A 13,705-nucleotide genomic window follows, 5' to 3' on the forward strand; every position below is an offset into this window, starting at 1 on the left:
ACCCCACACCCTACACCCCACACCCTACACCCCACACCCGACTCCCGACTCCTAAGTCTCTTACTAGATCGGAAAATCGAGCCGCAACCGAATGCATATTGCCTGGATTGGAAAAAAATCACCCTTTTGTGGCAATGTTACTTACAGTCGAGAAGTTACTAATGCCTTGCTAGACCGAGGAAATCAGGTGAGTTTTCTTCACTTCGCTCAAGAAGAAGAAGAAGCTAAGCGGGATAATTGGCCCGACTGCCCAGAAGTCCCTCTACCTTTCCTCTATAAGTCTCAAGTCTATACAATCCCGACTTTAGGGGCAACAAAGGTTTTAACTCAGTCGCTACGGGAGTTAAAACCAGATTTAGTTCATGCATCTTTAACGCTATCTCCCCTAGATTTCATCCTGCCAGAGATTTGCGAGGAGCTGAACCTGCCTCTTATTGCAACTTTCCACACTCCCTATGCTGGTAAAGGGGCAAAACTCGTATCGGGTACTCAATTGCTGGCATATCAACTGTATGCTCCATTTTTAATCAACTACGATCGCGTTATCGTCTTTTCGGAAGTCCAGCGAGAGTTGTTTGTTAAAATGGGTTTGACTGCTGACAAAGTAGCAGTGATCCCCAACGGCGTAGACGTACAGAAGTATAGTCCTGGGACTTCACGCATCAAGCAAGAATTCCACGCCGAACGACTATTCGTCTATCAAGGTCGAATTGCGGCGGAAAAAAATATCGAAGCATTGCTTCGCGCCTGGAAGCAAGCGGAGATGAAACCTAGTAGTAAATTGCTCATGGTAGGTGATGGTCCCCTTACCGCTTCTTTGCGACCTTTCTACAGCGCAGAATTTGGCATTTACTGGCTGGGATATATTGCCGATGAAAGTCGACGGTTGGAGATTTTGCGTGGTAGCGATGTGTTTGTTTTGCCGTCTTTGGTAGAGGGATTGTCAATTTCTTTGTTAGAGGCAATGGCTTGTGGTCTGGCATGTTTAGCTACAAATGTGGGTGCAGATGGGGAAGTGTTAGAGAATGGCGCTGGTGTAGTTCTCACTCCCAGGCGCGTCACGTCACAACTATCAACTCTGCTACCTTTGTTTCAAGATCATCCAGAACTTACCATCTTACTAGGGCAAAAAGCGCGACAGCGAGTAATAGAGCGCTATACCCTGAGTCAGAATATCAATCGGTTAGAGCAGCTTTATGACAGCGTATTGTCACAACGGCAAAGTTCAAAAATTCTCAGTTCTAAGTTTCGCGCTCGACTCTAGATAAATTCTAGATAAATTGTAGAGGCGTTCCCGGGAACGCCTCTACAATTTATCTATTCAACCAACCAGCACTTAAAACTACTGTTAAACCTAAAAACGTTACTACCAATGCCCAAGTAACGCGATTTAGCGTTGTTTCGGCACTTTTGGTACTGCTAAATAACTGTGCCTGACCGCCGATCGCACCGATCCCATCACCTTTGGGACTGTGCAGTAATACCAAAACAATCAAACCCACGGCAGAAAATGCCCAGATAGCTTCAAGAACTGTAGTAACTGTCATAGTGCGAATTAGCTCAGATGGCGCAAAAAAAGTATAGCTTACTTGCTTACTTATTTAACTTTACCAGCCCATTCTGACAGGAGTACGGGAAGATTGTACTTCATACTTAGCTGGAGCAATTAAAGATTGACCAGTCATCTCTGCTGGTTGGGAAAGCTGCAAGATTTCTAAAATCGTCGGCGCGAGATCGGCAAGCTTGCCGTCACTCCTAAGCGCTACCTCTGTACCGTAACCGGGTATTTTTGCTTTTTCGCCTTCAATTAAAATGAAGGGGACTGGATTAGTCGTGTGTGCCGTCCAAGGATTTCCCTGTTCGTCGCGGAGGGATTCAGCATTACCGTGATCGGCTGTGACTAATGTCGTGCCTCCTACTTGACCGATCGCCTCCAATAACCGTCCCAAGCATCGATCGACAGTTTCAACTGCTTCTACAGTCGCACCTATATCACCTGTATGACCTACCATATCAGGGTTGGCATAGTTAATGACTACCAGGGAGTAAACTTGTTGCTTTATCGCGGCGATCGCTACATCAGTCACCGCTTCAGCTGACATGGCTGGCGCTTTGTCGTAGGTCGCCACCATCGGACTCATCACCATTTCCCGATCTTCACCTGCAAATGGGTCTTCTAAGCCGCCATTGAAGAAGTAAGTAACGTGGGCGTATTTTTCTGTCTCTGCGGTGCGAAACTGCTTGAGTCCATGCTGGGAGATGACTTCGCCTAAAATGTTATTAAGATTCTGCGGCTCAAAAGCGATGGGGACGGAAAGTTCGGAGTCGTATTGCGTAAACGTGACAAATGATAAAGGCTCGATCTGCTGCCGTTCAAAGCCGTCAAAATCTGGCTTGACAAAAGCATAAGTGAGCTGTCTGGCGCGATCGGGGCGAAAATTGTAAAAGACTACGCCATCACCTGGTTCTACCGCTCCCGGAGCGATGCGGGTAGGGATGACAAATTCATCAGTGACTCCCTCATCGTAGGAAGCTTGTAAGACCTCAACTGCCGATCGCCCGTCGCCTGCACCGTCTTGAGTCATCACATCGTAGGCACGTTTAACGCGATCCCAGCGGCGATCGCGATCCATTGCGTAGTAACGACCGCTTAGAGTGACGATCTGACCAACACCAATTGACTCTGCGTGTTCTTGAATCTGTTTGAGAGCTTCCACGCCTTCTGTAGGTGTTGTATCGCGTCCATCCGTGATTGCATGGATGCATACCTGAGCGATCTCTTGCGCCTTTGCTAAGTCTAGTAATCCTAACAAGTGGCTTAAATGGGAGTGTACCCCACCTTCCGAGCATAAGCCGATTAGATGCAGTTTACCATTTCTGTCTTTGACTTCTCGGCACAACTGAGCAATCGCTGCGTTTTGCCCAATTGAACCATCTTCGACCGCGTCTGTAATTCTGACTAATTCTTGCGGTACAACTCGCCCTGCACCAATATTCAGGTGTCCGACTTCCGAGTTGCCCATTTGACCCTCTGGCAACCCTACTGCTTTGCCTGAAGTGCGAATTAGAGTTCTGGGATAGACTGCCCAGAGGCTATCCATTACAGGAGTTTTTGCAGATGAAATCGCGTTACCGTCTGCTGCCTCGCGATAACCCCATCCGTCTAATATCACTAGCACCACGGGAGCAACAGGTGCTTGGGTCATACGATGTTACCCTTTACTTTTGTTAACTCAACCGTCATGATACCACTGCTGATTGTCTCTGCAAGGGTTTTTTTGCTGATTTTGTCATTTTCTCTACTATAACTTTCAGTTTTTCTACTGGGGATCGCCTCTGGGAGGGGCGAGGAGTGAGGAGTGAGGAATTGTAGATTTGAGATTTCGGATTCTAGATTGAATCTCCCCCTTGTCTCCCTTGTCTCCCTTGTCTCTCTCCTAACTCCTACTCCCTTTCTTAGCGGCAGCTTTAGCGGCTTTGGCGGCTTTTTTAGCAGCTTTCTCGGCAGCAATCGCGGCTTGTCTTTCCTGTTCTCGTTCTTCTGCTAATTTATTTTGGTAGTAATGGTAATCTCCCAAATAAACTCGAAATTCTCCATCGCGAATTTCAATAATTTTGTTGGCAACTTGAGAGATGAAGTAGCGATCGTGAGAAACGATCAGTACCGTACCATCGTAATTTTGAATTGCTTCTTCCAGCATTTCTTTCGCTGGAATATCTAAATGATTTGTCGGCTCATCTAAAATCAATAAATTTGCCGGACGCAGCAGCATTTTTGCTAAGGCAAGACGGGCTTTTTCGCCTCCACTTAAGGCTGCAACTTTTTTAAATACCGTGTCGCCGCTAAATAAAAATCTTCCTAACAACGTGCGAACTTCTTCATTCGTCCAGTCGGGAACTTCATCATGGATCGTTTCCATGACGGTTTTGTTTAAATCTAAGGCTTCTGCTTGATTCTGCTCGAAATAGCTAGGAATCACGTTATGAGCGCCTAGTTCGACTGCTCCTTCTGTCGGTTCCTCCATTCCTGTAATCAGACGCAGTAATGTAGATTTACCCGCACCATTGGGACCGAGAAAAGCAATGCGATCGCCTCTTTCTATTAAGAGGTTTCCACCTAAAAATAAGATTTTGTCGTCATATACATGGGTTAAATCTTGAATTTTCACCACTTCTCGTCCGCTACGGGGTGCGGGTGGAAAGCGAAAATGCAGGGTTTTTAAGTCAGATATCGGTGCTTCGACACGCTCGATTTTATCTAATTGTTTTTCGCGGCTTTTTGCTTGCGTACTGCGAGTAGCACTAGCTCTAAATTTATCGACAAAGGCTTGCTGTTTGTCAAGTTCTTTCTGTTGCCGTTCGTAGGCACTTTGTTGTGCTTCCTTAGCTTCAAATTTTTGTTGTAAATAAATCGAATAGTTACCTAAATATGTGGTGGAAACTCCTCTCTCAGTTTCGACAATTTGAGTGCAAAGGCGATCGAGGAATTCGCGGTCGTGAGAAACAATTACCATCGGTGTAATTAACCCTTTCAGGTAATTTTCCAACCACTCAATAGTTTCTAAATCTAAATGGTTAGTCGGCTCGTCTAGAAGTAACAAATCGGGTTTTTGTAGTAAAATCTTGCCCAAACTCATCCGCATCTGCCAACCGCCACTAAAAGCGCTGACAAGGCGATCGCCATCTCCTGGTTCAAATCCCAGCTCTGGCAAGATTTTATCGATTTGCGCCTCCAGGCTGTAACCATCCAAAGCTTCAAACTGGCGCTGGAAGCGATCCATTTGTCGCAGGAGTTTATCTAATTCTTCGGGTGTTGCGGTTTCTAACTGATGTTGTACGTTTGTCAAACTTTCATGAACTTCGTTTGCCTCAACAAAGGCACGCCAGAACTCTTCCTTTACAGTACGAGTAGGATCGACTTCAAATTCTTGGGTCAAGTATGCTATGTGTAAACTAGCAGGACGAATCACCTCTCCGGTGGTTGGCTCAATCTCTCCAGCAATAATTTTCAGTTGGGTAGACTTGCCTGCTCCGTTGACACCTACTAAACCGATGCGATCGCCTGCTTTGACTTCCCAATTCACATCTTTCAGGACTTCACCAGTAGGATAAATTTTACTAATGTGTTCCAGTCGCAGCATTCAGTCTCTCCAAGGGCGATCGCTTCATCGACATCGTAACAAAATTTAATCGCAAGATGTAGGGGGCATTCTTCAATACCGACAAAAGATTTGGAGAATCTTAATTTCTAGGTTGAAGTCACATAAGGTGACTAATATGATTGACGCGCAGTCCTCACACCTCTATATTGAATTATCTTCACTAGGCTGTTGGTACGCAAATTCGGTGCATCCAATTGATTCAAACAAGGAATAACAAATGAGCTTGTATGATGAGACAATTTCCAAAATTCTCCAACTGCCAGAACCGCTTGTTAAGGAAGTAAGTCATTTTGTAGACTCTTTACGATTAGACAAAGATAACACTCGCTCGGCTTTATGGATGCAATCTACCGAAGCATTGAAAATTAGCACTTCAGATTTATCAGATTATTCCAAGCACCCAGAAGAGTACGAAACACGTTTGGCGCGGGGAGAGATTCAGCAGTAGTTTGAGGTTGGTTGGATAGGGAGGGGGGGCGATCGCTATTTCGATCTCCAAAGTAGTCTTTGGTTAAGCTGGAGATCGGGAATATAGTGCGATCGCGCCAGGGACTTGAAGATGAATTTGTACGATGAAACAATTTCAAAAATTCGCCAATTACCCGAACCTCTCGTTCAAGAAGTGAATGACTTCGTAGATTTTTTGATGATTACAAGAAACAGCGATCGTTCTGAGTTGTGGACGCAGTTAACTGAAGCTTTAAAACTCGCTGAGTCAGCCTTTTCAGATTATTTAGAAAATTTAAAAGAATACGAAGAACGTCTTGCCCGTGGTGAAATTCAGTGGTAGCAGTTTCTAGAGGAGATGTAGCTTTGTGCGATCTCAATCCTGTAATAGGTACAGAACAGGCAGGATACAACCTGTAGTTATTCTACAAATCGATCGTGCTAATGCTATCAGTCCTCACACAATTATTGCGCCGTTTACAACCAATATTCGCCGTACGTTATTGCCTTCTCATATATTCGTTCCAGCAGATATTGGAGGAATTAGCCAAGACTCTGTAATACTTTGCGAACAAATTCGAGTTATAGACAAATCTAGATTGATTAGTGTATTAGGTCATTTAGATGATATCTACTTGCAAAAGCTGGCGATAGCACTGAGCCTAATTTTAGGCTTGTTAAGCGAGGAGTAGGCGATCGCTTTGATGGAAATACCAATTAATTCTACTTTGAGTTTTTAGCACTGAGCATGAACTCAATTAGCCTCTTTCTATCCCATAGTTTTACTCCATTAGAATATGCAAGATTAAATGCATTGTCTGTAAATCGATTGTTTGTAACTACCATTGCCTTGTTTGCTTTATAGTGTTTGACTGCACATGATACTTCTTGTACAGCCTTCACTCCTACAGGATTTTTACTTCGTTTTGCCTGAACAATAGTTTTTATACCATCCTTGTACAAAATTAGATCTGCTCCATAATCTTGAGTGTCTAAAGTCAGACTCACTTGGTATCCAGTTTTTCTAAAAAGTATAGATAAAAGTTGTTCAAACTCTTTTCCGCTCATCTTGTCAACTTCTTGAATACCGCTAGCAAGAATACGTCTTTCCTCTTCTTGCCTATGTCTTTCACTTTCCTTAGCAAGCTCATTAACACCAACAAAAATAGCAGCCCCAGCTAAGGCAGCACCAACAATAAGTGGTAGCACAAAATACTCCTAATTCTATGTATCTGTATAAGACATTTCTTTAAAGCCACGACAAAAGTGTCTTGCATATTTCTCTTGTAGTTGTAATATATATTACTTTAACTGAAATATTTGTACTGATATTTCAAATACTCTTAGCTAACTCTTTATAATTTCGTAGAGACAATGCGATCGCACTTCCTCACCCCACAATCCCTAAGCGCGATCGCATTTTCTCATCACAGGGATCTTCCCTGGCGCAGTTTCACATATATAAAAATTAATCCTCCCTAAATTTAGGAAGGATTATGTTGCCATATCTTAACGTACCAATCCAAGCGCGATCGCCTTCTACGCACCCGCACTAGAAGCAGCCAACTCAGCTAACTGTTCCTGCTGATCTTGAGCGATACAATCCTGAATAATTGTTTCTATATCGCCTTCTAGGACTGGGTTCAGAGAATAATTCTGTCCCAAACGATGGTCTGTGACGCGATTATCTTTGTAGTTGTAGGTGCGAATCTTCTCCGATCGCGAACCCGTTCCAACTTGCGATCGCCGCATCGAAGTCACAGCTTCCTGTTGTTCCCGCAGCTTCATTTCATACAATTTAGCCCGCAAGATTTGCATTGCCCGTTCTTTGTTTTGTAACTGGCTGCGTTCTTCTGTACAGAAAATCCGAATTCCCGTCGGTTTGTGGAATAAGTCTACTGCTGTCTCCACCTTGTTGACGTTTTGACCGCCAGCACCGCCAGAACGAGCTGTTTTCATTTCAATTTCGGTGGGATCGATGTGAATTTCCACATCATCTACTTCTGGCATCACCGCTACAGTCGCAGTAGATGTATGAACTCTTCCCCCCGCTTCTGTCACTGGTACGCGCTGAACGCGGTGAACCCCTGCTTCAAACTTGAGTTTGCTGTAGACCGAGTCACCTTGAATTTCTAGCACTGCTTCTTTGAAGCCGCCCATTTCCGCCAAAGATTCGCTCACCAGCTTGACGCGCCAGTTCTGAGTATCGGCATAGCGCGAGTACATTCTAATTAAATCGCCAGCCCAGATACTTGCCTCGTCGCCGCCAGTACCCGCTCGAATTTCTAGCATGATATTCTTATCATCATTCGGGTCACGGGGTAGCAGCAAAACCTTCAAGCGCGTTTCTAGCTGCTCCAACTGCGTTTCTAATTCCTGCACTTCCAAAGCTGCCATTTCTTGCAACTCCGGATCGCTGGCTGCTTCTTTTAAGACTTGACGCGCTCCCTTGAGTTCTTCTTGAGCGTTTTTCCAAGTCTCATAGGTATTAACGACTTCTTCAAAAGAAGAACGAGCCTTCGCTACCCGTTGCATCTCTACCGGATCGGTAGCAATGTCTGGGTCGGCAAGGCGACGAGTCAATTCGTTATAGGTTTGCTCGACAGATTTAAGCTTATTTAGCAGGTAAGGTTCCGCCATAATCGCGATCGCTCAGCAAATAGTAGATTGGGTCATAAACAAAAATTTGTGAACTTAGACTTCAGATTTTTTCCGACCTAAATCCAAAATCTAAAATCCAAAATTGAGTTGACCGCGCTACTTCTTCTTGGACTTGCCTTCTGACGTGCCTTGCTGAGAATCCATCATGCCGTATTTTCTCAAGAAGCGTTCTACACGCCCTTCAGTATCGATAATCTTTTGAGTTCCAGTATAGAACGGGTGGTTGCCAGACCAGACATCAACGTGGAGTTCTGGCTTGGTCGAACCAACAGTCATGACTAGTTCCCCGTTGCAGTAAACCTTAGCTTCGGGATACCACTGCGGATGAATATCTGGTTTTGCCATCTCTTTTTCCTATTTTTCTAATTTTATTCTAGCTAATTGGTCATTTGTCATTTGTCAGTTGTCATTGGCTCTACCAACAATCAATAACAAACCACCAACAAACTTATCGCTTCGAGAACTGAGGGGCTTTCCGTGCTTTATGTAAGCCGTATTTCTTCCGTTCTTTCGCTCTGGGATCGCGAGTTAAATAACCCTCTTTCTTCAGATGTAAGCGATTTTCTGGCTCCAACTGGCAAAGGGCACGGGCAACTCCTAAACGAATTGAATCGGCTTGTCCGGTTAAGCCGCCGCCGTGGGCGTTTACGAGAATGTCATATTCGTTCTCTAGACCCAGGGTCTCTAAAGGTGCTTTAGCGGCTGCAAGGTAGCTGGCATTGAATTGAAAATATAAGTCGCCAGCTTTACCATTGACGACGAGTTGACCGTTACCTGGAACTAGACGAACTCTAGCTACAGACGCTTTGCGTCGTCCTGTACCCCAGTACATGACTCGCCCGTTAGTAGCAGTGGTTTGTGTTGCTTGCATTACTTATCTCCTGGGATGGTTTGAATTTTAATTGCTTCTGGTTTCTGTGCTTGATGGGGATGTTCTGCTCCAGCGTAGACTTTGAGCTTAGTAAATAGTTGTCTGCCCAAGCTGTTTTTTGGCAGCATACCTTTAACAGCTTGTTCTACAATGCGCTCTGGTATCCGAGCTTGAAGTTGAGCAAATGTTTCGGTTTTCATCCCGCCAGGTCTTCCAGAATGACGGCGATAAACTTTTTGACTGCGTTTTTTCCCTGTAACTTTAATTTTCTCAGCGTTGACAACGATAACAAAATCACCAGTGTCCATATGTGGAGTAAATTCTGGCTTATTTTTGCCTCGCAGAATATTAGCAATTTCGGTGGCGAGCCTGCCTAAACGTTGGTCAGCGGCATCGACCAGATACCACTGCTGATTAATCGTATCTTGAGGGGGGATGTAGGTTTTGGTCATGGTGGTTTTACTATCCTGAAATAATCTACTAGAATATCTACCCTAAAATAATTTACTTGAAATAATTTGGGTTCATGTTTGTGCGGCAACCTGAGAAATTAGAGCAGCTGCTATGCAGGATGGAGTAGACGGCTCGATCTGTTCTCTTGGGGCAACGGTTACATCTGGTAAGAAAAACTGGGGCTGCGTATCGTACCAAATTTCAGTAGGAAAGGGGAAGTCGGTATAGCCGACCCGTAATAGGCATAAACCAGCAGCAGGGGCAGCGTACTTAACTTCGGCGCGGCGCTGTTGCTGCCAAATCTCAGTAAAATTAGCTAGCGATCGCTGTCCGCTGCCAACTTGAACCAGCAATCCCAGTAATAACCGTACCATTCCGTACAAAAAGCCATTTGCCTGTAATTCAATTTGCACGAACGAACCTTGGCGATGGCATTCTGCTGCTTGTATTTCTACCCAAGAATGAGCGCGGCTAGAACCCGCCCGATGAAAAGCTGCTAAATGGTGGTTGCCGAGTAGAGGTTTTAATGCTGCTTGAATTAAGGATTCATCTAGAGGTGCGTGATAATAGTGCCAGCTAAAAGCTTTGACAAACAAATTCGGTCGGGGATCTGTGTAGAGCGTGTAGCGATAGCGCCGCCACTTAGCAGAAAAGCGGGCGTGCCAATCCAAACTCACCTCAGCCGAAGCGCGAATTAAGATATCTTCTGGCAGACGACTGTTGAGAATTGCTGCCCAGCGATGAGCTGGAATCGGACAATCAACTACATTAAAGTGAGCGACTTGGGCAGCAGCATGAACTCCGGCATCCGTTCTGCCTGCTCCATGAATAACAACTGGATAACCCAGGACATTGGCGATCGCAGTTTCTATTTCTTCCTGAACCGTACGCTGCTGCGGCTGCCGCTGCCATCCATGAAAACGAGTACCCAGGTATTGAATTACCAGGGCGACTCTACTTGTCAATTCAGGTTGCCAAACAGCCATTTCCAAAGTGCCACAGTATTTTAAACGAGTTCGATAATTGCCATTTCTGCGTTGTCGCCTCGACGGCGTATCGTTTGTAAAACGCGAGTGTAACCGCCAGCGCGGCTACCATAGCGATCGGGGACTTGCTCGAATAGAGCGTGTACGAGTTGCTTATCGTAGATATATCCCATAGCTTGACGACGAGCTGCTAAAGAGCCATCTTTAGCTAGGGTAATCATTTTTTCTGCTTCAGACTGTACGACCTTTGCTCTTACTTTAGTAGTGGTAATTCGTCCGTGTCTGAGTAGTTCGGTGGTCAGCGCTCTTAGTAGGGCGCGGCGTTGGTCTGCTGGTTTACTAAGTTTTTTAATGCTATTGCGGTGACGCATGATCGTAAAAGGATGTAGGGTCGGGGGTGAAGGATGGATTGCTACATCCTTCTTTCAAAGAGTATTTCAGGTAGGTTTAGAAGATTTTTCGTGCGGCAAAGTAATGCCTAGACGCTTCTGCAACGCTTCGATCACTTCCTCTGCTGACTTCTGACCGAAGTTCTTAATTTCTAATAGATCTTCTTGGGTATAGTCTAGTAAGTCAGCTACTGAATTCACCTGCGCTCGTTTGAGACAGTTGTAAGCCCTGACGGAAAGTTGCAGTTCTTCAATTGGAATCTGACTAGTTGGGTCTTCGTCGGCGGGAATTTCGTCTTTCATCGCCGCCAGCGAGATGTCTTTTAAGGGTGTGAACAGGTCAACGAGAATATTTGCGGCAGAAGAAAGGGCTTCTTGCGGTGTTAGGCTACCGTTTGTCCAAATTTCCATAATCAACCGATCTTTTTGCAGCGAGCCGTCTACCCGGGCATCTTCAACGCTGTAGTTAACCTTACGAACTGGCATAAAGATCGAGTCAATTTGCAGGTAATCGATAGACGTAGCTTCGTCGCGCCCTCGTTCGACCGTGCGATAGCCCTTTCCTCGTTCGACCCGAAATTCCATTTCTAATTTCGCCCCGTCTGCTAGGGTAGCTACGTACTGATTGGGGTCGATAATTTCTACTTCTGCTGGTAGATCGAAATGAGCCGCAGTAACTGTAGTAGCGCCGTGGACGAGCAATCGACCAGTTACAGCTTGCGAGGAGTGGCTTCTGAGGACGATTTCTTTCATCTGCATCAGAATTTCCATTACGTCCTCGCGCACGCCAGGAATTGTAGCAAATTCATGGCTTACGCCTGCAATTCGGACGGCTGTGACTGCTGTACCTTCTAGATTAGAGAGTAAAATTCGCCTTAAGGCGTTACCTACTGTCGTTCCTTGACCGCGATCGAGAGGTTCCAAGACGAACTTACTATATTGACTCCGATTCTCCTGCGTAATAGACTCAACACATTCGATTTGAAATTGCGCCACGGAGTAACCTCCCCTATTGTTAGCTCCTATAAATTGGCATAGCAACCGCTTGCCTGAATTTTCTTGCTTGGATTACTTAGCCTGAATTTTTTTACCTGAATTTCTGACTTGATTTATCTGTTCCGCCGTTTCAGTTTCTAGCTGACTTCTGGGACAAGATAACGCGATCGCCCACTGGACGAACGCGCAGGTTGCAGAAATTCCCACATCTTTTTGGACATTTGAGTTTATACTCGGCGGCGTTTGGGCGGACGACAGCCATTATGTGGAATAGGCGTGATGTCCCGAATTAGAGTAATTTCTAATCCCGCCCCTTGCAGCGCTCTAATTGCTGTTTCTCTGCCTGCTCCAGGTCCACTGACCATGACTTCGATCTGACGCATACCTTGGTCAACTGCGCGCCGTGCAGCACTTTCAGCAGCAGTTTGCGCGGCAAAAGGAGTGCCTTTCTTCGCTCCTTTAAAGCCGCTAGAACCAGCCGATGCCCACGAAATCGCATCGCCATTTTGATCTGTAATGGTGACTATGCTGTTGTTGAATGTGGATTGGATGTATGCCATGCCATTTGGTACGTTGCGTTTTTGCTTTTTCGTACCGCTTTTCTTAGTTGGTCGCGCCATAGGGTTACGATCGGTTTAATTTTGCTCTACTCAATTCAAAAATGCTCTATATAGCTAGGAAGTTATTTATTTCCCTGGAGCCTTTTTCTTTCCTGCTACCGTTTGTCGTCTGCCTCGACGGGTACGAGCATTGGTACGAGTACGTTGTCCTCTGACGGGTAATCCCATCCGATGACGACGACCCCGATACGTACCAATATCGATTAGGCGCTTGATGTTCATCGTCTCCAAACGCCTTAAATCTCCTTCAACTTGATAGTTTGCTTCTATCTCGTTTCTCAGAGCTGCTACATCGGCATCGCCGAGATCTTTAACGCGGGTATCTGGGTTGACACCTGTAGTCGCCAAAATTTCTTTCGATCTCGTTAAGCCAATCCCATAAATATAGGTCAGACCGATCTCAATCCGCTTATCTCGCGGAAGGTCTACACCAGATATCCGTGCCACGCTGTTTCTCCCTAATCTTGCTTTGCTGCAACAATATTCACTCTTTCATGGTGTTAACTGAAACACCAGATGTCGACGATCGCCGCCAATCATTTGATAGTTAGCCTTGACGTTGCTTGTGTTTCGGGTTAGAACAAATAACCATTACCCTACCTTTGCGGCGGATAACGTTACACTTTTCACAAATTCTTTTTACAGAAGCTCTAACTTTCATGACTTTTACATTACAAACTCTATATTATAATACTACGATTGGATTTTCTGCAAGAATTTAGCACTCATACTGAGTTTTCGGACTTGGATGTTGCTAAAAATTAACTTCAATTATTTTTTGCGCAGTCTGTAGGTAATTCTACCTTTAGACAAATCGTATGGCGTGAGTTCGACTTTCACGCGATCGCCAGGTAGAATCTTGATATAGTTACGGCGAATTTTGCCGGAGATGTGGGCGAGTACGTTAAAGCCGTTGTCCAGATCGACGCGAAACATAGCGTTAGGCAGCGATTCTGTCACCGTGCCTTCCATTTCAATTAAATCTTGTTTAGACAACTTGTTGATTCCTCAACTCTACTGATTTTTCTGTGGAATTAGCTCTAGCACTTTTGGACATATTTTTCCACTGTTAATATATCTTATCGAAAATCGGGAGTCGGGAGTCGGGAAGAAGAGAGCT

General features: G+C 45.1%; 20 protein-coding genes. 4 read left to right on the forward strand and 16 right to left on the reverse strand.

The window, feature by feature from the left end; translation table 11 throughout:
- Positions 1 to 91 precede the first annotated feature (91 nt).
- On the forward strand, positions 92 to 1,264 hold the full coding sequence (locus tag N4J56_RS00930; protein WP_317104738.1) for a glycosyltransferase family 4 protein: 1,173 nt from the start codon (positions 92 to 94) through the stop codon (positions 1,262 to 1,264).
- Between the two features lie 49 nt (positions 1,265 to 1,313).
- On the opposite strand, the gene secG is transcribed toward N4J56_RS00930, so the two are convergent.
- The 3 genes from secG to N4J56_RS00945 form a co-directional block, all read right to left on the reverse strand.
- Complete coding sequence (secG, locus tag N4J56_RS00935) at positions 1,314 to 1,547, reverse strand: preprotein translocase subunit SecG (RefSeq protein ID WP_015152268.1); 234 nt, start codon at positions 1,545 to 1,547, stop codon at positions 1,314 to 1,316.
- Between the two features lie 60 nt (positions 1,548 to 1,607).
- Positions 1,608 to 3,206, reverse strand: coding sequence for a 2,3-bisphosphoglycerate-independent phosphoglycerate mutase (gpmI, locus tag N4J56_RS00940; protein WP_317104739.1), 1,599 nt, complete (start codon positions 3,204 to 3,206; stop codon positions 1,608 to 1,610).
- Positions 3,207 to 3,437: 231 nt separating this feature from the next.
- Complete coding sequence (locus N4J56_RS00945; protein WP_317104740.1) at positions 3,438 to 5,141, reverse strand: ABC-F family ATP-binding cassette domain-containing protein; 1,704 nt, start codon at positions 5,139 to 5,141, stop codon at positions 3,438 to 3,440.
- Between the two features lie 238 nt (positions 5,142 to 5,379).
- On the opposite strand from N4J56_RS00945, the gene N4J56_RS00950 reads away from it, so the two are divergent.
- The 3 genes from N4J56_RS00950 to N4J56_RS00960 all read left to right on the forward strand — a co-directional run bounded on the left by N4J56_RS00950 (position 5,380) and on the right by N4J56_RS00960 (position 6,301).
- Positions 5,380 to 5,610, forward strand: a complete 231-nt coding sequence (locus N4J56_RS00950) for a hypothetical protein (RefSeq protein ID WP_317104741.1) — start codon at positions 5,380 to 5,382, stop codon at positions 5,608 to 5,610.
- Between the two features lie 111 nt (positions 5,611 to 5,721).
- Positions 5,722 to 5,952 carry a DUF2281 domain-containing protein gene (locus N4J56_RS00955; protein WP_317104742.1) on the forward strand — a complete coding sequence of 77 codons (231 nt, stop codon included), beginning with the start codon at positions 5,722 to 5,724 and terminating at the stop codon, positions 5,950 to 5,952.
- 25 nt (positions 5,953 to 5,977) lie between these two features.
- Positions 5,978 to 6,301: a type II toxin-antitoxin system PemK/MazF family toxin gene (locus N4J56_RS00960; protein WP_317104743.1), complete on the forward strand. Its 324-nt coding sequence runs from the start codon at positions 5,978 to 5,980 to the stop codon at positions 6,299 to 6,301.
- A 31-nt stretch (positions 6,302 to 6,332) separates the two neighbouring features.
- Here the strand turns inward: N4J56_RS00960 and N4J56_RS00965 are convergent, their stop codons facing one another.
- The 13 genes from N4J56_RS00965 to infA all read right to left on the reverse strand — a co-directional run bounded on the left by N4J56_RS00965 (position 6,333) and on the right by infA (position 13,581).
- On the reverse strand, positions 6,333 to 6,818 hold the full coding sequence (locus N4J56_RS00965; protein WP_317104744.1) for a restriction endonuclease: 486 nt from the start codon (positions 6,816 to 6,818) through the stop codon (positions 6,333 to 6,335).
- 330 nt (positions 6,819 to 7,148) lie between these two features.
- Positions 7,149 to 8,249 (reverse strand): peptide chain release factor 1, encoded by a 1,101-nt coding sequence (gene prfA / locus N4J56_RS00970; RefSeq protein WP_317104745.1) that lies wholly within the window; start codon positions 8,247 to 8,249, stop codon positions 7,149 to 7,151.
- 117 nt (positions 8,250 to 8,366) lie between these two features.
- A complete protein-coding gene (rpmE, locus tag N4J56_RS00975) occupies positions 8,367 to 8,615 on the reverse strand; it encodes a 50S ribosomal protein L31 (RefSeq protein ID WP_039714876.1) in 249 nt (82 codons plus the stop codon).
- 103 nt (positions 8,616 to 8,718) lie between these two features.
- Positions 8,719 to 9,141: a 30S ribosomal protein S9 gene (gene rpsI, locus N4J56_RS00980; protein ID WP_410500290.1), complete on the reverse strand. Its 423-nt coding sequence runs from the start codon at positions 9,139 to 9,141 to the stop codon at positions 8,719 to 8,721.
- Positions 9,141 to 9,593: a 50S ribosomal protein L13 gene (gene rplM, locus N4J56_RS00985; RefSeq protein WP_015152276.1), complete on the reverse strand. Its 453-nt coding sequence runs from the start codon at positions 9,591 to 9,593 to the stop codon at positions 9,141 to 9,143. The genes rpsI and rplM overlap by 1 nt, the downstream gene beginning before the upstream one ends.
- Before the next feature lie 72 nt (positions 9,594 to 9,665).
- Positions 9,666 to 10,580 carry a tRNA pseudouridine(38-40) synthase TruA gene (gene truA, locus N4J56_RS00990; RefSeq protein WP_317104746.1) on the reverse strand — a complete coding sequence of 305 codons (915 nt, stop codon included), beginning with the start codon at positions 10,578 to 10,580 and terminating at the stop codon, positions 9,666 to 9,668.
- A 20-nt stretch (positions 10,581 to 10,600) separates the two neighbouring features.
- On the reverse strand, positions 10,601 to 10,951 hold the full coding sequence (gene rplQ, locus N4J56_RS00995; RefSeq protein ID WP_015152278.1) for a 50S ribosomal protein L17: 351 nt from the start codon (positions 10,949 to 10,951) through the stop codon (positions 10,601 to 10,603).
- Between the two features lie 66 nt (positions 10,952 to 11,017).
- Entirely contained in the window at positions 11,018 to 11,965 is a 948-nt protein-coding gene (locus N4J56_RS01000) for a DNA-directed RNA polymerase subunit alpha (protein ID WP_039714880.1), read from the reverse strand.
- A gap of 72 nt (positions 11,966 to 12,037) precedes the next feature.
- Positions 12,038 to 12,172: a hypothetical protein gene (locus tag N4J56_RS01005; RefSeq protein WP_317104747.1), complete on the reverse strand. Its 135-nt coding sequence runs from the start codon at positions 12,170 to 12,172 to the stop codon at positions 12,038 to 12,040.
- A 20-nt stretch (positions 12,173 to 12,192) separates the two neighbouring features.
- The gene (rpsK, locus tag N4J56_RS01010; RefSeq protein WP_015152280.1) at positions 12,193 to 12,585 is read right to left on the reverse strand and encodes a 30S ribosomal protein S11; all 393 of its coding nucleotides are present in this window, start codon (positions 12,583 to 12,585) and stop codon (positions 12,193 to 12,195) included.
- Positions 12,586 to 12,651: 66 nt separating this feature from the next.
- Positions 12,652 to 13,032 (reverse strand): 30S ribosomal protein S13, encoded by a 381-nt coding sequence (gene rpsM / locus N4J56_RS01015; protein ID WP_015152281.1) that lies wholly within the window; start codon positions 13,030 to 13,032, stop codon positions 12,652 to 12,654.
- A 100-nt stretch (positions 13,033 to 13,132) separates the two neighbouring features.
- Positions 13,133 to 13,246, reverse strand: a complete 114-nt coding sequence (rpmJ, locus tag N4J56_RS01020; RefSeq protein ID WP_015152282.1) for a 50S ribosomal protein L36 — start codon at positions 13,244 to 13,246, stop codon at positions 13,133 to 13,135.
- Between the two features lie 110 nt (positions 13,247 to 13,356).
- Positions 13,357 to 13,581 (reverse strand): translation initiation factor IF-1, encoded by a 225-nt coding sequence (infA, locus tag N4J56_RS01025; protein ID WP_006196724.1) that lies wholly within the window; start codon positions 13,579 to 13,581, stop codon positions 13,357 to 13,359.
- Positions 13,582 to 13,705: the final 124 nt, after the last annotated feature.

Source organism: Chroococcidiopsis sp. SAG 2025 (assembly GCF_032860985.1).
Classification (GTDB): Bacteria; Cyanobacteriota; Cyanobacteriia; order Cyanobacteriales; family Chroococcidiopsidaceae; genus Chroococcidiopsis.

Bases quoted from the DNA above. Each gene is read 5' to 3' on its own strand.
- N4J56_RS00930 (WP_317104738.1), top strand. From the start codon at position 92: ATGCATATTGCCTGGATTGGAAAAAAATCACCCTTTTGTGGCAATGTT.
- secG (WP_015152268.1), bottom strand. From the start codon at position 1,547: ATGACAGTTACTACAGTTCTTGAAGCTATCTGGGCATTTTCTGCCGTG.
- gpmI (WP_317104739.1), bottom strand. From the start codon at position 3,206: ATGACCCAAGCACCTGTTGCTCCCGTGGTGCTAGTGATATTAGACGGA.
- N4J56_RS00945 (WP_317104740.1), bottom strand. From the start codon at position 5,141: ATGCTGCGACTGGAACACATTAGTAAAATTTATCCTACTGGTGAAGTC.
- N4J56_RS00950 (WP_317104741.1), top strand. From the start codon at position 5,380: ATGAGCTTGTATGATGAGACAATTTCCAAAATTCTCCAACTGCCAGAA.
- N4J56_RS00955 (WP_317104742.1), top strand. From the start codon at position 5,722: ATGAATTTGTACGATGAAACAATTTCAAAAATTCGCCAATTACCCGAA.
- prfA (WP_317104745.1), bottom strand. From the start codon at position 8,249: ATGGCGGAACCTTACCTGCTAAATAAGCTTAAATCTGTCGAGCAAACC.
- rpmE (WP_039714876.1), bottom strand. From the start codon at position 8,615: ATGGCAAAACCAGATATTCATCCGCAGTGGTATCCCGAAGCTAAGGTT.
- rpsI (WP_410500290.1), bottom strand. From the start codon at position 9,141: ATGCAAGCAACACAAACCACTGCTACTAACGGGCGAGTCATGTACTGG.
- rplM (WP_015152276.1), bottom strand. From the start codon at position 9,593: ATGACCAAAACCTACATCCCCCCTCAAGATACGATTAATCAGCAGTGG.
- truA (WP_317104746.1), bottom strand. From the start codon at position 10,580: ATGGCTGTTTGGCAACCTGAATTGACAAGTAGAGTCGCCCTGGTAATT.
- rplQ (WP_015152278.1), bottom strand. From the start codon at position 10,951: ATGCGTCACCGCAATAGCATTAAAAAACTTAGTAAACCAGCAGACCAA.
- rpsK (WP_015152280.1), bottom strand. From the start codon at position 12,585: ATGGCGCGACCAACTAAGAAAAGCGGTACGAAAAAGCAAAAACGCAAC.
- rpmJ (WP_015152282.1), bottom strand. From the start codon at position 13,246: ATGAAAGTTAGAGCTTCTGTAAAAAGAATTTGTGAAAAGTGTAACGTT.